This is a genomic window from Pseudomonas helleri (assembly GCF_045830615.1).
GTDB classification, from domain to species: Bacteria; Pseudomonadota; Gammaproteobacteria; order Pseudomonadales; family Pseudomonadaceae; genus Aquipseudomonas; species Aquipseudomonas helleri.
On the sequence record NZ_CP174501.1, the window covers coordinates 5,161,550 to 5,184,745 of the forward strand.

The 23,196-nt window shown below is 59.9% G+C and carries 16 protein-coding genes; 3 read left to right on the forward strand and 13 right to left on the reverse strand.

Annotated elements, in window-relative coordinates; all coding sequences use genetic code 11:
- Positions 1 to 33: 33 nt before the first annotated feature.
- From gltB to pilM, 9 genes are all read right to left on the reverse strand, one after another.
- The gene (gltB, locus tag ACJJU9_RS23190; protein ID WP_153334101.1) at positions 34 to 4,482 is read right to left on the reverse strand and encodes a glutamate synthase large subunit; all 4,449 of its coding nucleotides are present in this window, start codon (positions 4,480 to 4,482) and stop codon (positions 34 to 36) included.
- 332 nt (positions 4,483 to 4,814) lie between these two features.
- Positions 4,815 to 6,392, reverse strand: coding sequence for an AAA family ATPase (locus ACJJU9_RS23195; protein ID WP_407729629.1), 1,578 nt, complete (start codon positions 6,390 to 6,392; stop codon positions 4,815 to 4,817).
- 10 nt (positions 6,393 to 6,402) lie between these two features.
- Positions 6,403 to 7,503, reverse strand: coding sequence for a 3-dehydroquinate synthase (gene aroB / locus ACJJU9_RS23200; protein ID WP_407729630.1), 1,101 nt, complete (start codon positions 7,501 to 7,503; stop codon positions 6,403 to 6,405).
- Between the two features lie 93 nt (positions 7,504 to 7,596).
- Complete coding sequence (gene aroK / locus ACJJU9_RS23205; RefSeq protein ID WP_048366711.1) at positions 7,597 to 8,115, reverse strand: shikimate kinase AroK; 519 nt, start codon at positions 8,113 to 8,115, stop codon at positions 7,597 to 7,599.
- Between the two features lie 4 nt (positions 8,116 to 8,119).
- On the reverse strand, positions 8,120 to 9,481 hold the full coding sequence (locus tag ACJJU9_RS23210; protein ID WP_407729631.1) for a type IV pilus secretin PilQ: 1,362 nt from the start codon (positions 9,479 to 9,481) through the stop codon (positions 8,120 to 8,122).
- 12 nt (positions 9,482 to 9,493) lie between these two features.
- Positions 9,494 to 10,024 carry a pilus assembly protein PilP gene (locus ACJJU9_RS23215; protein ID WP_048386381.1) on the reverse strand — a complete coding sequence of 177 codons (531 nt, stop codon included), beginning with the start codon at positions 10,022 to 10,024 and terminating at the stop codon, positions 9,494 to 9,496.
- Positions 10,025 to 10,029: 5 nt separating this feature from the next.
- Positions 10,030 to 10,641 carry a type 4a pilus biogenesis protein PilO gene (locus ACJJU9_RS23220; RefSeq protein WP_407729632.1) on the reverse strand — a complete coding sequence of 204 codons (612 nt, stop codon included), beginning with the start codon at positions 10,639 to 10,641 and terminating at the stop codon, positions 10,030 to 10,032.
- Positions 10,641 to 11,207 carry a PilN domain-containing protein gene (locus ACJJU9_RS23225; protein WP_048386385.1) on the reverse strand — a complete coding sequence of 189 codons (567 nt, stop codon included), beginning with the start codon at positions 11,205 to 11,207 and terminating at the stop codon, positions 10,641 to 10,643. The genes ACJJU9_RS23220 and ACJJU9_RS23225 overlap by 1 nt, the downstream gene beginning before the upstream one ends.
- Positions 11,207 to 12,178: a type IV pilus biogenesis protein PilM gene (pilM, locus tag ACJJU9_RS23230; protein ID WP_407729633.1), complete on the reverse strand. Its 972-nt coding sequence runs from the start codon at positions 12,176 to 12,178 to the stop codon at positions 11,207 to 11,209. The genes ACJJU9_RS23225 and pilM overlap by 1 nt, the downstream gene beginning before the upstream one ends.
- 207 nt (positions 12,179 to 12,385) lie before the next feature.
- On the opposite strand from pilM, the gene ACJJU9_RS23235 reads away from it, so the two are divergent.
- Positions 12,386 to 14,809 (forward strand): penicillin-binding protein 1A, encoded by a 2,424-nt coding sequence (locus ACJJU9_RS23235; protein ID WP_371929044.1) that lies wholly within the window; start codon positions 12,386 to 12,388, stop codon positions 14,807 to 14,809.
- A gap of 70 nt (positions 14,810 to 14,879) precedes the next feature.
- On the opposite strand, the gene ACJJU9_RS23240 is transcribed toward ACJJU9_RS23235, so the two are convergent.
- The 4 genes from ACJJU9_RS23240 to rpmE form a co-directional block, all read right to left on the reverse strand.
- Positions 14,880 to 16,196 (reverse strand): lipase family protein, encoded by a 1,317-nt coding sequence (locus tag ACJJU9_RS23240; protein WP_407729634.1) that lies wholly within the window; start codon positions 16,194 to 16,196, stop codon positions 14,880 to 14,882.
- 202 nt (positions 16,197 to 16,398) lie between these two features.
- Positions 16,399 to 17,667: a malic enzyme-like NAD(P)-binding protein gene (locus ACJJU9_RS23245; protein WP_048366718.1), complete on the reverse strand. Its 1,269-nt coding sequence runs from the start codon at positions 17,665 to 17,667 to the stop codon at positions 16,399 to 16,401.
- Positions 17,668 to 17,837: 170 nt separating this feature from the next.
- The gene (locus ACJJU9_RS23250) at positions 17,838 to 18,674 is read right to left on the reverse strand and encodes a thermonuclease family protein (protein ID WP_407729635.1); all 837 of its coding nucleotides are present in this window, start codon (positions 18,672 to 18,674) and stop codon (positions 17,838 to 17,840) included.
- 5 nt (positions 18,675 to 18,679) lie between these two features.
- Positions 18,680 to 18,904 (reverse strand): 50S ribosomal protein L31, encoded by a 225-nt coding sequence (gene rpmE, locus ACJJU9_RS23255; protein WP_048366720.1) that lies wholly within the window; start codon positions 18,902 to 18,904, stop codon positions 18,680 to 18,682.
- Positions 18,905 to 19,128: 224 nt separating this feature from the next.
- Here rpmE and ACJJU9_RS23260 point away from each other — a divergent pair, with 224 nt between their 5' ends.
- Both ACJJU9_RS23260 and argS read left to right on the forward strand, forming a co-directional pair.
- Positions 19,129 to 21,348 (forward strand): primosomal protein N', encoded by a 2,220-nt coding sequence (locus ACJJU9_RS23260; RefSeq protein WP_048366721.1) that lies wholly within the window; start codon positions 19,129 to 19,131, stop codon positions 21,346 to 21,348.
- Between the two features lie 111 nt (positions 21,349 to 21,459).
- Positions 21,460 to 23,196 (forward strand): arginine--tRNA ligase, encoded by a 1,737-nt coding sequence (gene argS, locus ACJJU9_RS23265; RefSeq protein WP_048366722.1) that lies wholly within the window; start codon positions 21,460 to 21,462, stop codon positions 23,194 to 23,196.

Sequence of the window (23,196 nt, forward strand, 5' to 3'; positions counted from 1 at the left end):
TGTTAAAACCTCATCAAACTCTTCAGGCGCATATCACTGCGGGTTGGCACGGATGCTGGAAAGCAACGTTTTCAAGCTGGCAGCCTTAGGCTTGACCATCCAGAAACGACGCAGGTAATCATCGAGGTTTTCCGCGAGATTACGACCCCACTCGCTGTTGGTTTCCTCAACGTATTCGTCCAGCACGTGTTGCAGGTGGTTGCGATAGGCTTCCATCGCTTCGCCGCTGATACGCTGGATCTCCACCAACTCGTGGTTCACCTTGTCGACAAACGTGTTGTCCTGATCCAGCACATAGGCGAAACCGCCGGTCATGCCTGAGCCGAAGTTGTAACCGGTTTTGCCCAATACGCAGACAAAGCCGCCCGTCATGTATTCGCAGCAGTGGTCGCCTGTGCCTTCCACCACGGTGTGGGCACCGGAGTTACGCACCGCGAAACGCTCGCCTGCGGTGCCTGCGGCAAACAGCTTGCCGCCAGTGGCGCCGTACAGGCAGGTGTTGCCGACAATGGCGCTGTCCTGGGTTTTGTAGACGCTGCCCGCAGGCGGCACGATCACCAGCTTGCCGCCGGTCATGCCTTTGCCCACGTAGTCGTTGGCGTCGCCTTGCAGGTACAGGTTCAAGCCACCGGCGTTCCACACACCAAAGCTCTGACCGGCAGTGCCTTTGAAGCGGAACGTGATCGGCGCCTTGGCCATGCCCTGGTTGCCGTGGGTACGGGCGATTTCACCCGAGATCCGTGCACCAATCGAACGGTCGCAGTTGCAGATGTCGAGGTCGAACTCGGCACCGCTCAGGTCGTTGATCGCCGAGCGTGCCATGTCGAGCATTTGCTCAGCCAGCAGGCCTTGGTCGAACGGCGGGTTGCGATCAACCTGGCAGAACTGCGGCTTGTCAGCCGGGATGTGGTCGCTGCCCAGCAACGGTGTGAGGTCGAGGTTGTGCTGCTTGGCGGTTTCGCCCGGCAGGATGTCCAGCAGGTCGGTACGCCCGATCAGCTCTTCAAGGCTGCGCACGCCCAGCTTGGCCAGCCACTCGCGGGTTTCTTCAGCCACGTAGGTGAAGAAGTTGACCACCATGTCGACGGTGCCGATGTAGTGGTTTTTACGCAGCGATTCGTTCTGTGTGGCCACACCGGTCGCGCAGTTGTTGAGGTGGCAAATACGCAGGTATTTGCAGCCCAGCGCGATCATTGGCGCGGTGCCGAAGCCGAAGCTTTCAGCGCCCAGAATCGCCGCCTTGATCACGTCGAGGCCGGTTTTCAGGCCGCCGTCGGTCTGCACCCGCACTTTGCCGCGCAGGTCGTTGCCGCGCAGGGTCTGGTGGGTTTCCGCCAGGCCCAGTTCCCACGGCGCGCCCGCGTACTTGATGGAGGTCAGCGGCGATGCACCGGTACCGCCGTCGTAGCCGGAGATGGTGATCAGGTCGGCATACGCCTTGGCCACGCCAGCGGCGATGGTGCCTACGCCCGCTTCGGCCACCAATTTGACCGAGACCAGCGCTTTAGGGTTGACCTGTTTGAGGTCAAAGATCAGCTGCGACAAGTCTTCAATGGAGTAGATGTCGTGGTGCGGCGGTGGCGAAATCAGGGTTACGCCGGGCACGGCATAGCGCAGCTTGGCGATCAGGCCGTTGACCTTGCCGCCTGGCAGTTGCCCGCCCTCACCCGGTTTGGCGCCTTGGGCAACCTTGATTTGCAGCACTTCAGCGTTCACCAGGTATTCCGGCGTGACGCCGAAACGGCCGGTGGCCACTTGTTTGATTTTCGAGCTTTTGATGGTGCCGTAACGCGCCGGGTCTTCGCCGCCTTCACCGGAGTTGGAGCGGGCGCCCAAGCGGTTCATGGCTTCAGCCAGGGCTTCATGCGCTTCTGGCGACAGGGCGCCGAGCGAGATACCGGCCGAGTCGAAGCGCTTGAGGATCGAGTCCAGCGGTTCGATCTCGTCGATGGCCAATGGCGTGTCGAGGGTTTTGACCTGGAACAGGTCGCGGATCATCGACACCGGGCGTTTGTCGACCAGTGCGGTGTATTCCTTGAACTTGCTGTAATCGCCCTGTTGCACAGCCGCTTGCAGGGTGGCGACCACGTCCGGGTTGTAGGCGTGGTACTCGCCACCGTGTACGTACTTGAGCAGACCGCCTTGCTGGATGGCTTTGCGCGGGCTCCAGGCTTCAGCGGCGAGCAGTTTTTGCTCGGCTTCAAGGTCGACAAAACGCGCGCCCTTGATGCGGCTTGGCACACCACGGAAGCTCAGGTTGCAGACTTCTTCGGACAGGCCAATGGCTTCGAACAGTTGTGCACCGCGGTAGGACGCGATAGTCGAGATGCCCATTTTCGAGAGGATCTTGAGCAGGCCTTTGGTGATGCCTTTACGGTAGTTTTTGAATACTTCGTAAAGGTCGCCCAGCACTTCGCCAGTACGGATCAAGTCGCCCAGCACTTCGTAGGCCAGGAACGGGTACACCGCCGAGGCGCCGAAGCCGATCAGCACGGCAAAGTGATGCGGGTCACGAGCGGTCGCGGTTTCGACCAGGATGTTGCTGTCGCAACGCAGGCCTTTTTCGGTCAAGCGGTGGTGCACAGCGCCCACGGCCAGCGAGGCGTGGACCGGCAGCTTGCCCGGCGCGATATGACGGTCGGTCAAGACGATCTGGCTATGGCCCGCACGCGCGGCTTCTTCGGCCTGGTCGGCGATGTTGCGCACGGCAGCTTCAAGGCCAATCGACTGGTCGTAGTTGAGGTCGATGATCTGACGCTCAAAGCCCGGCAGGTCGAGATTCATCAGCGAACGCCATTTGGCTGGCGAGATCACAGGCGAACTGAGGATGACGCGCGAGGCGTGCTCTGGCGATTCCTGGAAGATGTTGCGCTCGGCACCGAGGCAAATTTCCAGCGACATGACGATGGCTTCACGCAGCGGGTCGATCGGCGGGTTGGTAACCTGCGCGAACTGCTGGCGGAAGTAGTCGTATGGCGTGCGCACACGCTGGGACAGCACGGCCATTGGCGTGTCGTCACCCATCGAGCCCACGGCTTCGTAGCCTTGTTCGCCCAGTGGGCGCAGCACCTGATCGCGCTCTTCGAACGTGACCTGATACATCTTCATGTATTGCTTGAGCTGATCGACGTCGTAAAACGCAGAACCGTGGTCGTTGTCTTCAATGGTGGCCTGAATGCGCAGGGCATTCTTGCGCAGCCACTGTTTGTAGGGGTGGCGCGACTTCAAGCGGTTGTCGATGGAGTCGGTGTCCAGCACCTGGCCGGTCTCGGTATCGACCGCAAGGATTTGCCCTGGGCCAACGCGGCCTTTGGCGATCACGTCTTCAGGCTTGTAGTCCCACACGCCGATTTCGGAGGCGATGGTGATGTAGCCGTTGGTGGTCGTGACCCAGCGCGCCGGGCGCAGGCCGTTACGGTCGAGCAGGCAGACCGCGTAACGACCGTCGGTCATTACCACGCCCGCCGGGCCGTCCCACGGTTCCATGTGCATGGAGTTGTACTCATAGAACGCCCGCAGGTCGGGGTCCATGGTTTCAACGTTCTGCCATGCCGGTGGAATCAACATGCGCACGCCACGGAACAGGTCAATGCCGCCGGTGACCATCAACTCAAGCATGTTGTCCATGCTGGAGGAGTCAGAACCCACGCGGTTAACCAGCGGGCCGAGCTCGTCGAGGTCGCCGATCAGGTCATTGGCAAACTTGGTGCGACGGGCCTGCGCCCAGTTGCGGTTGCCAGTAATGGTGTTGATCTCGCCGTTGTGGGCGAGAAAGCGGAATGGCTGAGCCAGCGGCCATTTCGGCAATGTGTTGGTGGAGAAGCGCTGGTGGAACACGCAGATGGCGGTTTGCAGGCGCTCGTCACTCAGGTCTGGATAGAAGGCGGTCAAGTCCGCCGGCATCATCAGGCCTTTATAGATAATGGTCTTGTGAGAAAAGCTGCAGATGTAGTGATCGGTGTCCGCTGCGTTGGCCACCGAGGAACGGCGACGGGCGCTGAACAGCTTGATCGCCATGTCCTGATCGCTGAGGCCGTCGCCTGCGATGAACACTTGCTCGATTTGTGGCAGACGCTCCAGCGCCAGACGACCCAGCACGCTGGTATCAATCGGGACTTTGCGCCAGCCCACCAATTGCAGGCCCGCCGCGAGGATTTCGCGGTTCATGTGGGCGCGGGCCGCTTCGGCCTTGATAGGGTCCTGGTTAAAAAACACCATGCCAACCGCATATTGCTTGGGCAAATCAGTGCCGAACTGTTCTTTGGCGACTGCACGCAAGAACTGATCGGGCTTTTGAATCAGCAGGCCACAACCGTCACCGGTCTTGCCGTCTGCGTTGATCCCACCGCGGTGGGTCATGCAGGTCAGGGCCTCAATGGCGGTTTGCAATAGGGTATGACTGGGTTCGCCCTGCATATGGGCTATCAGGCCGAAACCACAGTTATCCTTGAATTCATCGGGGTGGTACAGACCTGCTTTCATAGACACTTTCTCACCAGGCTGCCCCAAAAAGGGGCAAATTTCTTTTTAATTCAACCACCTGCTTTCCGCGCTGAACGTACGCCAGCTTAGCGGTAGCAAAAGGGTGGCCATTTTACACACCGTCGCAAAGACCCACAAATTAAGCGGCGATTAACCGTAAATTTATGTCGCATTGATGAAGGTTTAAAGCGATTGCTCGTGCTAGTCAAAACATTTTTGATGTTGACCGCCGCACGGCGCAGACACCACAACGCATGCGGCTCGATTAAGTCGCATGCTGGGCGAATATTTTGATGGTTTAGAACGGCGACCTGGGTAAGGCCGCCGCCTCATCAGCGAGCTGCTGCCAGTTCTTGTTGGACGCTGGCGACAGTGCGAGGCCAAGGTTTACCAGCCTGCGTCTTCGCTGGCAAGTTCTTGATTGCCGCAGTGGCGGCGGCATGGCTTGGGAAATTACCGTAAGTCACGACGTACAGCGGCTTGCCGTTCAAGGATTTCTTGAAATAACGAGCTTCGCCACCCAACTCTTTTGCGACATTTTGCGCTGACGCTTCAGAGCTGGTGCCCACGATCTGCACGACGTAGTTGCTGGCCGGTTGGCTGGCGTACCAGCTACCGCCCGGTGCAGCCTTGGCCACAGTCACCGGCTTCTCAGCAGGTTTGGCGGCAGGCTTGGGAGCCGGGGCCGGAGCGGGCTTGGCGGCTGGCGCAGGTGCAGGTTTGCTCGCTGCCACCGCTGGAGCCGGTGTTGGACGCGGCGCAGGAGCAGGCGCCGGGCCAGACGGCACACCCGCAGGTGGCGCGGTGGTGGTTACAGTTGGCGGGTTGGCCACACCGCCGTCGACCGCAGGCGCACCGCCGTCGTCACCTTCGCTAATGCCACCGGCGGCTTCCGCTAGCGGGCCACGCATGACCGGTTGCGATTGCCCAACCAGCGGCAACGGCATCGGCTGGGAAGAACCGGCGAAATCAATCGACGGGTTGGCGCCATTTTTCGGCGTGGCCTGACCCAGCGGCAATTGCCCCTGTTCAGCGTTTGGCGCGGTCGGCGTTTTGCCCCGGCCAGGAATCAACACAGCTGCGGCAACCGCCACGACCACAACGGCACCAATGGCCAATACGTGCTTCTTCGGCATTTTGAACCCCATACTTGGACGCTTGACCGCTGAACGGCTGGCAATCATGGCTTCGATCATTGCATCGCGGGCGACCTGATTGATGATGCCAGGCCAGCCTCCAGAGCTCTCATGTATATCTGAGATCTGCTGAGCGCTAAAGAGTTCGATTCCGCGCCCTGCACCTTCAAGGCGCTGAGCCAGATACTCGCGGGTTTCTTCTTCGGTGTACGGCTGCAATTCGATGACGTGGAAGCGCTCTTCATCACCGCTGAGCTGCTCAAGCCCGGCAATCATCGACGGCTCGCCGAACAGGAACACATGCGGACGGCCTTCAGGCGTACCGGCGGCCAGGCCCAGCAAGGCTTCCTGGGCTGAGTCGTCGAGCTGCTCGGCATCATCGACCAGCAAATAGACTTCTTGACCGGTGAGGGCCAATTGCACCACTTGCTTGAGGATCGCGTCGACTTCAGGCCGGGCCACATTCAGGGTTTGTGCCACCTGGCGCAAAATACCCGCCGCATCACCTGCACCGCGCGCCGACACCACCACGCTCTGTACCGACTGTTTGTTGGTGCTGGCCACCAGTGCCTGGCGCAGCAAGGTCTTGCCGCTGCCTTCAGGGCCGGTCACCACCAGCAGTAACTGGCTGTAACGGGCGAGGTGGTGCAATTGCCCCAGCACGGGCTTGCGCTGTGCAGGGAAAAACTTGAAACCCGGCACCCGAGGGGCGAACGGGTCATGGGTCAGCTGGAAGTGACCGAGGAACGCCTCGTCGGCATGCAAACTAGTCATCGGGATCTTATTAACCTTTAAGCTGAGCCAGCGCGCGGTAATCCGCACCCAGCGTGGCTTGTAGAACCTCTTGTGGATAATCGTCGGTCACTGTCGCTTCACCGATGCGACGCAACAGCACCAGGCGCATACGACCGTCGATCACTTTTTTATCAACTGCCATGTGCTGCATGAAATCAGCGGGGCTCATTTCAGCAGGCGGCACCACCGGCAAGCCGGCGCGCTCGAACAGGCGAATCCCGCGGTCACGCTCGGCGTCAGTGATCCAGCCCAGACGTGCGGACATTTCCAGCGCCATCACGGTGCCAGTTGCTACCGCTTCGCCGTGCAACCACACGCCATAGCCCATGTGGGTTTCGATCGCGTGGCCAAATGTATGGCCCAGGTTAAGCGTAGCGCGTACACCCGACTCGCGTTCATCAGCGCCCACAACGATGGCCTTGGCCTTGCATGAACGGTAAATCGCGGCGGTCAGGGCCTGTTGGTCAAGGCCGCGCAGGGCATCCATGTTGTCTTCAAGCCAGGTCAGGAACGGCTCGTCGCAGATCAGCCCGTACTTGATGACTTCAGCCAGGCCTGCCGACAGCTCGCGCTCGGGCAAGGTGTTGAGGGTTTGGGTATCGATCAGCACCAGGTTGGGCTGGTAGAACGCGCCCACCATGTTTTTGCCCCGCGGGTGGTTGATGCCGGTTTTGCCGCCGACCGACGAGTCGACCTGGGACAGTAAGGTGGTCGGCACCTGAATAAAATCAACGCCGCGCTGGTAGCACGCCGCCGCAAAACCGGCCATGTCCCCCACCACGCCGCCGCCCAGAGCGACCACGGTGGTGCGACGGTCATGACGGGCGGTCAGCAGGCCATCAAAGATCAGTTGCAGGGTTTCCCAGTTTTTGTGCGCTTCGCCATCCGGCAGGATGATCGGCATCACAGAATACTGCGCGAGGCTGCGCGTCAGACGCTCGAGGTAGAGTGGCGCAACGGTTTCATTGGTCACAATCGCCACTTGGCGGCCAGCGATGTGCTCGGCCAGCAACTCGGGCTGATCCAACAAACCTTCGCCAATGTGAATTGGGTAACTACGCTCGCCTAGATCAACCTTCAGTGTCTGCATGAAACCCCGTGCCTTGTTTCGCAATTATCAAGTGATGGCATGCCGCTGCGCGGTCATGGTCGGCGCCGAGGATAACGCATTTCGTGGCGCACTTTAACGGGGAGGCAGCTGCCCCAGCCGCTCGAGAATATCCAGAACCACCATTCGTGGCGGCCGCTCATCGGTTTCTACCACCAGGTCGGCGATTTCTCGATAAAGCGGGTCACGCATGGCCAGCAAATCGCGCAGGGTTTTCTCGGGGTTGGCAGTGCGCAGCAAGGGCCGATTGCGATCGCGCGCGGTGCGGGCAACCTGCTGTTCAACCGATGCATGCAAATACACCACGCGCCCGCCCGCCCACAACGCCTTGCGGTTTTCGGGGCGCATCACGGCGCCGCCGCCCGTCGCCAACACCACGCCATCGGCCTCGCACAGCTCGGCGATCATGGCCGACTCGCGATCACGAAAGCCTGGCTCGCCTTCTTTATCGAAGATCCACGGGATATTGGCACCGGTGCGCACTTCAATTTCCTTATCGGAATCTTTAAATGGCAGGTGCAGCTCTTTGGCCAGCAAACGTCCGATGGTGCTTTTACCAGCCCCCATGGGCCCAACAAGAATCAAATTTCGCACAGAATCAATGACTCACAGCAATCGCCTGGTTGCTCATAATACGCGGAGTAAGGAACACCAGCAGCTCGGATTTTTTTTCCAGCACAACGTCTTTACGGAAAAGTCGGCCAACATACGGCAGATCGCCCAAAAATGGCACTTTATCTACCACATTGCTTTGAGTATTTGAGAAAACACCGCCGATTACGATGGTTTCGCCATTTTTGACCAGCACCTTGGCGTTGACCTCGTTCTTTTTGATCGGCGGCACATCATTGACCATGTTCATGTAGTCCGGCTCGTCCTTGGTCACCACCACGTCCATGATGACGCTGTTGTCCGGGGTGATTTGCGGGGTCACCTCCAGCGACAGGGAGGCCTCTTTGAATGACACGGAGGTGGCGCCGCTGGCACTGGACTCCTGGTAAGGAATTTCAGTGCCTTTAAGGATTTTGGCGGTCTCCTTGTCGGACGTGACCACTTTGGGCTGAGAGATGATTTCGCCATTGCCGGTTTTTTCCATGGCGCTCAACTCAAGGTCCAGCAAGACGTTGTTGCTGATAAAGGCGATGCCCAAGCCCGAGGTATTGCCCCTGACACCCATGTCGACAAAGGGCGCACTCATCTCGCCCGCCCCGGCGCCCGTGCCGCCGACACTCCAGTTGCCACCCGCATTCAAGGTGCCACCCCAGCGCACCCCCAAATGGCGTTCAAAATCCACCCCGGCCTCAACAATGCGCGCTTCGATCATGACCTGACGAACCGGCACGTCCAGTTGCGCCACGATGCGCCGCAGTTCGGCCAACTGCTCGTCCGACTGCAGCGCGATGATGTTATTGGTGCGCTCATCCACGGTGATAGACCCGCGAAGGCCCATGCCGTCCTGGCCATGGGTAACGGACTGGAACAGCTTGGCGATGTCACTGGCCTTGGCGTAATTGACCTGCACCAATTCGCGTCGCAACGGCGCCAGCTCAGCCCGCTGGTTGTGCGCCTCCAACTCGTGGCGCTCACGGGCGGCGATTTCTTCTGCGGGGGCAATCAACAGCACGTTGCCTTCGAGACGCTTACCGAGGTCTTTGCTGGCCAGCACCAGGTCCAGCGCCTGATCCCACGGCACCTCCTGCAAATTGAGGGTAATGCTGCCTTGCACCGCATCACTGACCACCAGATTGAACCGGGTAAATTCGGCCAATAACTGCAACACCGTGCGCACTTCAATGGCCTGAAAATTCAGCGAGACCTTTTCCCCGACATACACCGGGGGCGGCGCCACTACAGGGGGTTTTACTGACAACGGGGGTTGATGCTGGGCGATGGCCAGCGCTGTCTGCGAATTCAGCGCACTCCATAGCGCCAGTGCACAGACCGGGAAAATCCTTTTCATGGTGTTTATCCGTTAAGACTGCTGCTTTAAAGGGATGCTCAGGGACCTTTCCAGCCAACCGCCCTGACCATCTGAAATCACTTCAAACACTTCAACGTGCGCGCGATTGATCGAGGCAACCTGCCCGTTATTGCGCCCCAGGTAGTCACCGACCTTCAAACGGTGCACCAGCCCATTAGCGCGCAGCAGGGCGTTGGCCCCGTGCTCATTGGAAAACGTGCCGACCATCTCGAAGTGCTCAAGGGCCAGCCCCTCCAGAAAATGCCGGGGGCGGTCGTTGTCCAGGTCTTCGGCCACCAGCAAGCTGGGCTGCCAACGCCCTGTTCCGCCGTCAAGTTGCGCCTGAAAAGGGCTGCGCAACCCCGACGCTGCATACGCCACCACAGCGAGAGGCTCGACACGCGGTACAGCCGCCATAACGGCGACCGGGCCCGCCGGCACTGCCTGTAAAGAGGCTTGCAGTTGCGCAAGGTTGTGCGCGTGATCGCAGCCCGTCAGGCCCGCCAGACAGCAGGCACCGAGCAGCCGAAAGCCAACACTCATGGGATCTATCCTTGATCGTAGGTGCGGTAGGTCTTGGCCAGCAGCGTCATGCGCAATTGGCCGTCGTTTGACTCATTGAGTGGGGTGAGGGTGAAGTCATGCAGGGTGACAATGCGCGGCAGGCCCGCCAACTGGCTGACGAAATGCCCCAGGTCGTGATAGCCGCCAATCAGCACCAGCTTTAACGGCAGTTCGGCGTAGAACGGTTGCAACACCTCGGGCGACCACTGAATGTGTTCGATCTGCAAGCCGCTGGTCTGGCCGAGACGAGACATGTCGACCAGCAGGCCGGGCACTTGGGCCTGACCGGGCAGTTGCTTCAAGACGTCGCTGAACGCCGCTTCCAGCTCATGCATAGACAGCAACTGGGCTTCCAGGCTCGCGACCTGAGCGGCCTTGGCAACAAATTCGCCATGCAGCATCACTTCGGCGTCACGCTGCTGGGCAAGCTGGTTAATCGGCGCCCGCAGCATCAGTCCGTAGCCCATCACCAGCACTGCACTCACTAACAACAGTGCAACCAAGGCCTTGAGCTTTAGCGGACCATTACTGACACGCTCAACGCTCAGGTCTCGCAAATCAAAATGGCTCAAGCGCGCCAGCCACTGAGCAACCATCAGAACTGGGCGCCGGTATGGGCATGCCGCGTTTGGCGCACGCTCATCTGGAACAAGCGCTGCGGCCCTTCGCTTGGGCTGGGGCCTGCCTGCACGTCGATCAGCACCGGCGCTTCAAGCCAATGCGAGGCGTCCAGATTGCGCATCAGCTCGGCAACGAGGCTGTTGGACTGCGCCACCCCGGTGATCACAAGGGTCTGGTCAGACATTTTTACGTCGGTAAAAAACACGCCCTTGGGCAAGCTGCGCGCCAACTGCTCCAAAATGATCCCGCTGTCAGACCGGTTGCCCTGTAGCGTTTCGATGGTCTGCATGCGCTCAAGCAATTGCTCGCGGCGCACTTTCAACTGGTCGATCTGCTCGGCACGACCATCCAGTTGCACCATCGAGCTTCTGATCAAGTCATTGCGCGCCAGCTGCCGTTCAACGGCCCGATCAATAAAGTGGTCGATCACAAACAACCCGCCTACCGCCACCGCTGACAGCGCGATCAGTACGACTACAAAACGCTTACGTCGTTTTTCTCGCAACAGGGTGCGCCACGGCAGTAAGTTGATGCTCGCCATTAATCAAAACCCCTCAAGGCCAGGCCGCAGGCAGTCAACAACATCGGGGCATCGCAACGCAAGGCTTGAGGTGTAACCAAAGGGCTAATGGTCATTTGCGAAAACGGGTTGGCAACGTGCACGGGCAGCCCGAGGCGGGCCTCAAACCAGGCGCTGAGGCCGCTGCGGGCGCCGATTGCCCCCGCCAACCAAAGCGATTGCACGGCGGGCGCTACAACTGATTCGGCGTATTGCTCAAGCCCACGCTTCACCTGCTCCAGCGCGCCCGGGTTAAAGGCGCCCTCTTCACGTGTGTCGGCGCCAAACAACAGCTCACGGGCATAAAGCACCTGCCCTTGGTGCACGACGCTGAGCAGCGTGGTGTGGCCCGCAACGTCGATGACGGCCACGGTGGCCGGCAACTGCGCCTCAGCGACCAACGGTGTTGCGCCTTCAATCGCACGCGCCAGCGCATGGGCCTGAACCGCGACCACTCGCGCCTTGAGCCCGGCCTGGCTCAGCACCGCCTCGTACCACGCCAAGGTTTGCTGGCGGCACGTCACCAGCAGCACGTGCAGCTGTTCGGAGTTGTTCGGTGAAGGCCCCAGCACGTCGAAATCCAGGGCGGCTTCGTCCAGGGCATACGGAATGTATTGCTCGGCCTCAAGCCGCACATAAAGCTCCAGATCGTCATCGCTGAGCCCGGCGTCCACCTCAAGCTGTTTACAGATGACGTGCGTGTCCGGCAGCGCCACCACCGCCTCGTGCGCCGACACCGAAGCGGCACCCAACGCCTTGAGCAGCACCTGGGCGACACTTTTCGGCTCGGCGCTGGTCTGATCGTCCATGAGCGTGGCGGGCAGCGGTTCAACCGCATAGGCCTCCAGCTGGAAGGGGCCGTTTGAACGGCTCAATTCGACAATTTTTATCGTGTGCGAGCCAATGTCGACACCCACAAACCGCTGGCGGGTTTTACAAAAGTATCCGGGCACTGTGATTTTCCCTAATGCATTGCGTGACTTACGGAGGGTAAAAAATGAGATCCGTTCATAACCCGTTCTGACATGCGGCCCATGACGCTGGCAGCCGAAAAATGCTTATAATGCCGGGCGTTTTTTTCCGCATCGTCGACCCGGCGCAGCATGCGCACTACCCTGACGTGCAAACCCATTTCTTAATCTGGAAATCCAAAAGCCTTGATTCGTCTGCTGAAGTTTTTCGGGTGGTCTTTCGTTGCCGTGGTCTGCGGGCTTTTGCTCGTGCTCAGCGGCGCGTTTCTCTATCTTAGTCCTGGCTTGCCGTCCGTAGAGTCGTTGAGAAGCATCCAGTTGCAGATTCCTTTGCGGGTCTACACCAGCGACGGGAAATTGATTGCAGAGTTTGGCGAAATGCGCCGTTCTCCAATCAAGTTCGCCGACATTCCGCCCAATTTCATCAATGCATTGCTCTCGGCAGAAGATGACAACTTCGCCAATCATTACGGGGTCGACCCGAGCAGCCTGATGCGTGCCGCCAGCCAGTTGGTAAAAAGCGGACACATACAATCGGGTGGCAGCACCATCACGATGCAGGTGGCGAAGAACTATTTCCTCACCAGTGAGCGGAGCTTTTCACGCAAAACCAACGAAATCCTGCTGGCCCTGGAAATCGAACGCGAACTGACCAAGGACGAGATCCTTGAGCTGTACGTGAACAAGATTTACCTGGGTAACCGCGCTTACGGCATCGAGTCTGCTGCGCAGGTTTACTACGGCAAGTCGATCCGCGACCTGAGCCTGGCGCAGATGGCCATGATTGCCGGTCTGCCAAAAGCCCCTTCGCGCTTCAACCCGCTGGCCAACCCGGTGCGCAGTAAAGAACGCCGCGACTGGATTTTGGGCCGCATGTACAAGCTGGGCAAAATCGACCAGGCCAGTTATGAAGCCGCGATTGCCGAGCCGGTTAACGCCAGCTACCACGTGCCGACGCCAGAAGTGAACGCGCCTTACATTGCTGAAATGGCCCGTGCCGAAATGGTCGGCCGCTATGGCAGCGAGGCCTACACCGAAGGTTATCGCGTCACCACGACCGTCCCGAGCGACCTGCAAGAGCTGGCCAACAAGTCGGTTGAAGACGGCTTGATGGTCTACGACCAGCGCCACGGCTATCGCGGCCCTGAATCACGCTTTGCCGGCAAATCTCCGTCGGCCTGGGCTCAGGAGCTGACCAAACAGCGCACCATCAGCGGGCTTGAGCCGGCCATCGTGACCCAGGTCGACAAAGACGGCCTGCAAGTATTGACCCGTAACGGCGAGGCTCACGTCCCGTGGGACAGCATGAAATGGGCGCGCAAGTTCATTAACACCAACAGCATGGGCCCCATGCCCAAGCAGCCTTCGGATGTAGCGCAAGTTGGCGATTTGATTCGCCTGCAACCGCAAGCCAACGGCACCTACAAATTCAGCCAGGTCCCTGACGTGCAAGGCGCACTGGTGTCCCTTGACCCGGACAACGGCGCCATTCGTGCACTGGTGGGTGGTTTTGCCTTCGAGCAAAGCAACTACAACCGTGCCACTCAGGCCAAACGCCAACCGGGCTCCAGCTTCAAACCATTCATTTACAGCGCCGCCCTGGATAACGGCTACACCGCCGCCACCCTGGTAAACGACGCACCGATCGTGTTTGTCGATGAGTACCTGGACAAGGTCTGGCGTCCGAAGAACGACACCAACACCTTCCTTGGCCCGATCCCGCTGCGTGAAGCGCTGTACAAGTCGCGCAACCTTGTGTCGATCCGCACCCTGCAAAGCCTGGGTGTCGACCGCACCATCGACTACATCAGCAAGTTTGGCTTCAACAAGCAGGACCTGCCGCGCAACCTGTCGCTGGCCCTGGGCACTGCCACCCTGACGCCGATGGAAATCGCCACCGGCTGGAGCACCTTTGCCAACGGCGGTTACAAAATCACGCCGTACCTGATCGACAAGATTGAAAGCCGCAACGGCGAAACCCTGTTCGTGGCCAACCCGCCAAGCGTTCCGAAAAACGCCAGCAAAGACGTACCTGCTGAGGCCGCCGCGCTGACCATTGACACCATCAACGCCGCCCCTGGCCTGCCCACCGCAGAAACCCAGGCCGTGGCTGAGCGTATCGTTGACGGGCGCACCACTTACATCCTCACCAGCATGCTGCAGGACGTGATCAAACGCGGTACCGGCCGCCGCGCTTTAGCGCTGGGCCGTACCGATCTGGCAGGCAAAACCGGTACCACCAACGAGTCCAAAGATGCGTGGTTCTCGGGCTACAACGCCGATTACGTGACCACCGTATGGACCGGTTTCGACCAACCCGTGAGCCTTGGCCGTCGCGAGTACGGCGGCACCGTGGCCCTGCCGATCTGGATGAGCTACATGGGCGGCGCGCTCAAAGGCAAACCTGCGCACACCCAGGCCGAGCCGGAAGGCATCCTCAGCCTGCGCATCGACCCGGCCAGCGGCCGCATTGCTTCACCGGGCACACCGGGCGCCTACTTTGAACTGTTTAAAAGCGAAGACACACCGCCGACCAACAGCGAACTGGGCAGCACCCCGGCACCGGGCAGCCCGCTGCCAGCAGAAGACGGGGCGCCAATAGATCTCTTCTGACGAAGAGAGCGCCAAGGGGGTTAGCTGCAAGCGGCAAGTTTGAAGCCGCTTGCAGCTAACCCCCTTTTGTTTAGGGCTGCTGAACACAGTCGCCATACACCTCAGCCACGCCTGGCACCTTGAACCTCATGTCGTACAAGCGCTGGCGGGTGATGTGGAGCCGGCTCAGCTCACGCATCAACAGGTTGATCATGCGTTCTTGCTCATGCGAGTGCGCATACACCTCGCTCACCACGGCCTGATAACGGCTACGCAGTTGCTGGCCAATATGCTCAAACGCCAGATCAACCGCCTTTATTACAGCTTCTGTCACTTCGGGTTCACGAGCCTCCAATGCGGCCTGTGAACGCTGCAATGCAGCCCAACTGCTCGCCACATAGCTGTCTACACCCAACGACTCCCCAAGGCCGATCCCAACCACCCCGTCGCACTCGGGCCTGTCACGCACCTTCTCAAACACCAAACGACTCAGCGCATGCTGGGTCACGATATCGCTCGTGGGTGCCCACATCAGGTGCGCACTCTCCTGCCCGGACGCCAGCGGCATGAAGTGGCACAAGGCTCCGTGATGCTGATACAGCTCGCCGGTCAACGCGCCAAGGCCAGCCACAAACACACCCAGCTCAGGCGGCGCATGGTTAAAGCTCTGCGCGGCGTGCCCGTGATACGTCGACAGCCGGGTGTTCATCCAGCTGCCTGGCAGGCTGGGCAACAGGTCGTGATGGTGGACCATCCGATAATGCGCCAGCGATTGCGCCGCCCCAACAAAGGCAGCGTCGCCCGCACGGGGAGCGCCGTAGGTATAAAGCTGCACGTCACGATGGCGCAGCATCTGGCCGAGGATCAGCGCAATGGCACCACTCACACCGTGCCCGCACATCAGCACTTTATGCCCGCCGAAGCCGTTATTCAGACAAGCACTTACGCGCTCATAAAGGCACTTGGCGGCGTGGTAAAAGCCCCGATGCACGCGGCCTGCCCCCTCATCAAAGGGCACTGGCTCAAGGTCGCCCTCCCCCAAAAAGGCCGTCGCCGGGCGCGGCTCGCGCACGGCGATCAGCAACAGTTCAGGGTTATGGGCCATAAACAGCTGATCGCAGGCCCCCGGCACCGACTGAAAACGCTGTGAATACGCTACGTCCTGGTACAGCGGACGATAATCTTGATGCTCCTGCGCAGCAGGCTCCAGGATGCCGCCACCGTGCGCGGCCACCAAGGCCATTTGGTAGCGGTTCAGGGCACATTGCTGGCCTGCGCCCGACAACATGAGGCTTTGAGCACGCAATACTCCGTTGATTTCTCCGCGCCCAGTAGCGTCCAGGCCATCGTGGTGACGCTGGCCCTGTTCATCGGCCAATTGAAGACAGGTATTCAGGAGATCAGGCACTGGTGTCTGCATATCAGCGGGCGTCATGGGCTGGAGTCAAAAAAGGAGAGCAGACGCTAACGGATAGTGCCGGGGATGGATGTAGGAAAATTCTTGAAATACACAAGAAATACTTGAGAGACGAACAGTCGCTTTCAGCCCCCTTAACGCAAAAAGCCCCGACTCTTGCGAGCCGGGGCTTTTAGTTTGACGCTACGCGGGCTTAGCCGTTGAAGACGTCATCCACGCTTTTCAGCGGGTAGTGTTTCGGGTACGGCAGGGTGGCCACACCGGTCTCGATAGCGGCTTTAGCCACGGCATCGGAGATCAGGGTGATCAGGCGCTTATCCATTGGTTTCGGGATGATGTACTCACGACCGAATTCCAGTTTGATGCCACCGTAGGCGTCGCACACTTCTTGTGGCACTGGCAGTTTGGCCAGTTCACGCAGTGCGTTGGCCGCTGCGATTTTCATTTCTTCGTTGATGCGCTTGGCGCGAACGTCCAGAGCACCACGGAAGATGAACGGGAAGCCCAGTACGTTGTTGACCTGGTTCGGGTAGTCCGAACGGCCAGTGGCCATGATCACGTCGCTACGGGTGGCGTGAGCCAGTTCCGGAGAGATTTCTGGATCCGGGTTGGAGCATGCAAACACGATCGGGTTGGCCGCCATGGACTTCAGGCCTTCAGCGCTCAGCAGGTTCGGGCCGGACAGGCCTACGAACACGTCAGCGCCTTGCAAGGCGTCATCCAGGGTGCGTTTTTCGGTCGCGTGAGCGAACACCGCTTTGTACTGGTTCAGGTCGTCACGGCCGGAGTGGATCACGCCAGTACGGTCGATCATGTAGATGTTTTCGATTTTGGCGCCCATGCTCACCAGCAACTTCATGCAGGAGATGGCCGCTGCGCCTGCGCCCAGGCACACGATCTTGGCTTCTGGCAGGGTTTTGCCAGCGATTTCCAGGGCGTTGATCATGCCGGCCGCGGTCACGATCGCGGTGCCGTGCTGGTCATCGTGGAAAACCGGAATGTCGCACTGCTCGATCAGAGCACGCTCAATCTCAAAGCACTCAGGTGCCTTGATGTCTTCGAGGTTGATGCCGCCGAAGGTGATGGAAATACGCTTAACGGTATCGATGAAAGCTTGTGGGCTTTCGGCGTCGACTTCGATGTCGAACACATCCACACCGGCAAAGCGCTTGAACAGCACGCCTTTGCCTTCCATAACCGGCTTGGACGCCAACGGGCCGAGGTTGCCCAAGCCCAGAATTGCGGTGCCATCAGAAATTACGGCGACCAGGTTGCCCTTGCCGGTGTACTTGTAGGCCAGCTCAGGATCGCGGGCGATTTCGCGTACTGGCTCGGCTACACCCGGGCTGTATGCCAGCGCTAGATCGCGGGCAGTCGCAGTAGGCTTGGTGAGCTCGACGCTCAGTTTCCCCGGGCGGGGCTGGGCATGATATTCGAGAGCGGCGGTTTTCAAATCAGACATATAGGCATTCCGCTTTTTTTCTGTTGGACGACGGACCGCCGAGCATACGCGTGTCGTAAAGTCCCGACAAGACTGACCAGTCAGCAGTGTCAAGGGCTTTACCCTACGACTTTGGGCCAAGAGCCGCGACCTAGAAGGGCTGAATGTCCACAATTTAAATATAAAATTGTCTACAACTTTACATTCGAAATGGTTTTTATCATGCCCGGATGGGTCAGTGAGAGCATCCAGCGCGCCTGCCCTGATTTCAAACCACCGCGCCGGGCACGATCCAGCACCCAGCCGCGCACTTCGATTTGCTTGCCCTGCAAGCGGTTGAGCGCTGCCTGATCGAAGTTGCTCAAGTACTCAGGGGCAATGCGCACCACCGCCCCGCCTTGCAGATCAATCCACAGGCCACCACGGTTTCGCTGCACCCGGGTGACGTTGGCACTGACCAGCGCGAAACCCGAACGGCTGATCTGCTGCGGGGCCAGCACCGGTGATTGTCGCCACAACCCGAGTGCGGCTGCACGGGCACGCTGCTCGGCAGCCTGCTGGCACTCGAGCAGTTCAACGTTAGGCGCCAGGGCGACTTGAAAACCCAAACCATCGGCCAGCAACTGTGCTTCGAAATTGCTGCCATTGGCGCCGAAAACATGGGCCAGAGTACGCCCATAGCGATCTTGCGGCTGCAACCCCGGTAGCAAGCCGACACGCCCGTCACTTTGCGTGACCAGCGCTTGCAGGCGTTTGCGTGCGGCATCGGCAAACGGCTCGTCAGGGCGGCCCTTTTTACCGGTTTCCGGGGCATTGAGGCCAATCAGGCGCACGCTGCGGCCATCTTTAAGCCGCAGCGAGTCGCCATCGACCACGCGCTCCACCTGCGCGTAGGTGAGCGCGCGCGGCGCCGGGCACAGCACCTGCGCCTGAGCGACGGAATACCAAATCGCGGGCACAAAAAAGGCGCCCACAAGGGACGCCTTTTTCATTAACCCGGTCAGACCCAAAAGCCTGGCCAAGGTCATGTGCCTTACTCGGCGACTTTTTTAGCGCCGAAAGCACCAAAACGAGTCTTGAAGCGATCAACACGACCGCCAACGTCCAGAGTTTTTTGCTTACCGGTGTAGAACGGGTGGCACTCGTTGCATACGTCAGTACCCAGTGGCTTGCACAGGTTAGAACGAGTTTCGAACTTGTTGCCGCAGCTGCAAGTTACTTCGATCACTTCGTACGCTGGATGGATATCGGCTTTCATGGGGTATTCCTCAGGCTAGCGTGCCGCCACTCAACACCATTGTTGAATACCGCACGTAAATTTAGGGCGGGAATGATACCAGACCTTTAAACAGACGCAAGCACCGGGGGTCGGCTGTTTCTTGATCTTCATCTACGGGTTTTCAGCCACCCCGAACCTGCTTCCGGGCGCGTTGTCTGCTAGGCTCCCGGCCATATTGAACGCCGACCACTTGAGAGCCCCGCGTGCCCGACGCCATTTTGCGCCTTGCCCTGCCTTCCCCTTTGCGCCGCCTGTTTGACTACCGGGCGCCTGCGGGCGTGCTGCGCAGTCAATTACAGCCTGGCATGCGCTTGCGGGTGCCGTTCGGGCGACGGGAAATGATCGGCATTCTGGTGGAAGTAGTCGATCACAGCGAAGTCCCGGCCGACAAGCTCAAACCGGCCATCGCCCTGCTCGACACCACGCCACCGCTGCCCGCGTCGCTGTTCAAGCTGTGCCTGTGGACGTCGCAGTATTACCAGCACAGCTTGGGCGACACACTGAGCTGGGCGCTGCCCGTACTGCTGCGCCAGGGCGAACTGGCCGAAGCGCGCCAGGAGCGTTTCTGGCAGATCGCCCCCGGCGCCAAGCTGGATGACCCGCGCATCGCCCGCGCCCCGCGCCAGCGCGAGGCCCTGGCCACTCTCGCCCAGCACCCGCACGGCGTGGCCCATCAGCTGTTGAGCAAGTTAAAGCTGAACAAGGACAGCCTCGACCTGTTGCTGGCCAAAGAGCTGGTGACGGTCGAAATTCGCCGCCACGCGCCCAGTGCACGCCATGAACGCTGGCTGGCCCAGCCCGAGCTGCCGCTCAACGATGAGCAACGCGCTGCCTGCGAGGCGATTCGCGCCGGGTTCGACAGCTTCCATGCCTTTTTATTGGCGGGCGTGACCGGCAGCGGCAAGACCGAAGTGTATTTGCAGCTGATCCGCGAAACCCTCGAAGCCGGTAAACAGGCCTTGGTGTTGATCCCGGAAATCAACCTGGGGCCACAAACCCTGGCCCGCTTCGAGCAGCGCTTCAACGCCCGCATCGCGCTGGTGCATTCGGCGGTTAATGATCGCGAGCGCCTCGAAAGCTGGCTCGCGGCCCGCGACGGCGAGGCCGACATTATTATTGGTACGCGCTCGGCGCTGTTCACCCCGATGAAAAACCCCGGGCTGATCATCATCGACGAAGAACACGACGGCTCTTATAAACAGCAGGAAGGCCTGCGCTACCACGCCCGCGACTTGGCGCTGGTGCGGGCACGGCAAGAAAACATCCCGATCGTGCTCGGCTCAGCCACTCCTTCGCTGGAGAGCCTGCATAACGCCTACACCGGCCGCTATGGTTTGCTGCGCTTGAATGAACGTGCAGGCGGAGCTAAACAGCCGCGATTCCTACGCCTGGATGTAAAAAGTCGGCCACTGGACAGCGGTATTTCCGGGCCGATGCAACAAGCCATCGGCCAGACACTGGCGGCGGGCCAGCAAGTGCTGGTGTTTCTCAACCGTCGCGGCTTTGCGCCGACCCTGCTGTGCCATGACTGCGGCTGGATGTCGGAGTGCAAGCGCTGCGACGCGCGCATGACCGTTCATCAGCGCTCAGGCGAATTGCGCTGCCATCACTGCGGTTACGTCGAGCGCGTGCCACGCAATTGCCCGCAATGCGCCAAGGTTGATTTGCGCCCTGTAGGGGCTGGTACCGAGCGGGCCGAAGAGCGGCTGGCGATTTTGTTCCCGGATTACCCGGTGCTGCGGGTCGACCGCGACAGCACGTCACGCAAAGACGCGATGAACCAGCTGTTTGCAACCATCCAGAAAGGCCAGCCGTGCATTTTGGTGGGCACGCAAATGCTCGCAAAGGGCCACCACTTTCCACGGGTAACGCTGGTGTCGATTCTGGATGCTGACGGCGGGCTGTTCTCGGGCGACTTCCGCGCCAGCGAACGCATGGCGCAATTGATCGTGCAGGTCGCAGGCCGTGCGGGCCGGGCGGAAGAACCGGGCCGGGTGATTATCCAGACCCACCTGGCCGATCACCCGCTACTGATTCAATTGACCGAGCAAGGCTACTTTGCCTTCGCCGAACAGGCCTTGAGCGAGCGCCGGGCTGCGGGCTTGCCGCCCTTTGCGCACCTGGCGCTGTTGCGCGCCGAAGCGCACAAACCGGGGCAAGCCGAAGGGTTCCTGGATGAAGCCTGCAGCGAGGCCGAGCGTTTGCTGGGCGAGCTCAACCTGCACGGCATCGAACTGCTGGGCCCCGTGCCTGCGCCAATGGAACGCAGGGCCGGACGCTACCGCGCTCAACTACTCTTACAAGCCAACGCCCGAGCGCCGCTGCATCGGCTGCTGAGCCACTGGCTGCTGATCCTTGAACAAATGCCCAGTGGCAGACAAGTCCGCTGGTCGCTGGATGTCGACCCGGTTGATTTGTATTGATCCAAGCTCGCTCCTACAGGCTTGCAGCTCGCCGCTCCGTTAGCGGACAATACCCAGTTTTTCCACCTGCGCACTGAAGCGCTACCGCGCTTGCGGTCGAAAGAGAAGACCATGAAAGACACCATTCGCCAGCTGATTCAACAAGCCCTTGCTCAACTCGTCACAGAAGGTGTGTTGCCTGAAGGCCTGACGCCAGCGATTCAGGTGGAAAACGCCCGTGACAAAACCCACGGCGACTTCGCCAGCAACATCGCCATGATGCTGGCCAAACCTGCCGGCCTTAAGCCACGCGATCTGGCTGAAAAAATCATTGCCGCGCTGCCGGCCGATGAGCAAATCAGCAAGGTCGAAATCGCAGGCCCCGGTTTCCTCAACTTCTTCCAGAACACTCAAGCCCTGGCCTCGCGCCTGGACGCCGCACTGGCCGACCCAAAGCTCGGCGTGCGCAAATCCGGCCCGCACCAGCGCACCGCTGTCGACATGTCCGCGCCTAACCTGGCCAAGGAAATGCACGTAGGCCACCTGCGCTCCACCATCATCGGTGACGGCGTAGCACGGGTGCTGGAGTTTTTGGGCGACGAAGTGATCCGTCAGAACCACGTGGGCGACTGGGGCACCCAGTTCGGCATGCTGATGGCCTATCTCGAAGAAAATCCGATCACCAGCGACGAGCTGTCTGACCTCGAAAACTTCTACCGCGCCGCCAAAAAGCGCTTCGATGAGTCCCCTGAGTTTGCCGACCGCGCCCGTAGCCTGGTGGTCAAGCTGCAAGCCGGTGACCCGGACTGCCTGGCGCTGTGGAGCAAGTTCAAAGACATCTCGCTGTCGCACTGCCAGAAAATTTACGAACTGCTCAACGTTAAATTGACCATGGACGACGTGATGGGCGAAAGCGCCTACAACGACGACCTGATCAACGTGGTCAACGACCTCAAAGCCAAGGGCATGCTGGTGGAGAGTAACGGCGCGCAGTGCGTGTTCCTCGACGAGTTCAAAAACGCCGAAGGCGAGCCGTTGCCGGTGATTATCGTCAAGGCAGACGGCGGCTACCTGTACGCCACCACCGACCTGGCAGCCATCCGCTACCGCAGCGGTGTACTGAAGGCCGACCGCGCCCTGTACTTCGTCGACCAGCGTCAGGCCCTGCACTTCCAGCAAGTGTTTGCCGTGGCGCGCAAAGCAGGCTTTGTGACCCACCCGATGGAAATGGAACACATGGGCTTCGGCACCATGAACGGCGCTGATGGCCGCCCTTTCAAGACCCGCGACGGTGGCACGGTAAAACTGATCGACCTGCTCACCGAAGCCCAGGAACGTGCCTACACCCTGGTCAAAGAGAAGAACCCTGAGCTGGCCGAAGAAGAACTGCGCGCCATCGCCAAGGTGGTCGGCATCGACGCGGTGAAATACGCGGACCTGTCCAAGCACCGCGCCAGCGATTACAGCTTCAACTTTGACCTGATGTTGAACTTTGAAGGCAATACCGCACCTTACCTGCTGTATGCCTACACCCGTGTGGCGGGCGTGTTCCGCAAACTGGGCAAGCGTTTCGACGAAGTACCGGGACACATCGTCCTGGCGGCGCCACAAGAGCAGGAATTGGCCGCAAAACTGGCGCAATTCGGTGAAGTGCTGAACAACGTTGCTGAAAAAGGCACGCCACACACACTGTGCACCTACCTGTACGAAGTGGCCGGTCTGTTCTCCAGCTTCTACGAGAACTGCCCGATCCTGAACGCCGAAGACGAGGCCCAAAAACAAAGCCGTCTGCGCCTGGCAGCCCTGGCCGGCCTGACCCTCAAGCAAGGCCTGGAATTGCTGGGCCTGGAAACTCTGGAGCGCATGTAA

Bases quoted from the DNA above. Each gene is read 5' to 3' on its own strand.
- gltB (WP_153334101.1), bottom strand. From the start codon at position 4,482: ATGAAAGCAGGTCTGTACCACCCCGATGAATTCAAGGATAACTGTGGT.
- ACJJU9_RS23195 (WP_407729629.1), bottom strand. From the start codon at position 6,392: ATGACTAGTTTGCATGCCGACGAGGCGTTCCTCGGTCACTTCCAGCTG.
- aroB (WP_407729630.1), bottom strand. From the start codon at position 7,503: ATGCAGACACTGAAGGTTGATCTAGGCGAGCGTAGTTACCCAATTCAC.
- ACJJU9_RS23210 (WP_407729631.1), bottom strand. From the start codon at position 9,481: ATGAAAAGGATTTTCCCGGTCTGTGCACTGGCGCTATGGAGTGCGCTG.
- ACJJU9_RS23215 (WP_048386381.1), bottom strand. From the start codon at position 10,024: ATGAGTGTTGGCTTTCGGCTGCTCGGTGCCTGCTGTCTGGCGGGCCTG.
- ACJJU9_RS23220 (WP_407729632.1), bottom strand. From the start codon at position 10,641: ATGGTTGCTCAGTGGCTGGCGCGCTTGAGCCATTTTGATTTGCGAGAC.
- ACJJU9_RS23225 (WP_048386385.1), bottom strand. From the start codon at position 11,207: ATGGCGAGCATCAACTTACTGCCGTGGCGCACCCTGTTGCGAGAAAAA.
- ACJJU9_RS23245 (WP_048366718.1), bottom strand. From the start codon at position 17,667: ATGTCTGATTTGAAAACCGCCGCTCTCGAATATCATGCCCAGCCCCGC.
- ACJJU9_RS23250 (WP_407729635.1), bottom strand. From the start codon at position 18,674: ATGACCTTGGCCAGGCTTTTGGGTCTGACCGGGTTAATGAAAAAGGCG.
- rpmE (WP_048366720.1), bottom strand. From the start codon at position 18,904: ATGAAAGCCGATATCCATCCAGCGTACGAAGTGATCGAAGTAACTTGC.
- argS (WP_048366722.1), top strand. From the start codon at position 21,460: ATGAAAGACACCATTCGCCAGCTGATTCAACAAGCCCTTGCTCAACTC.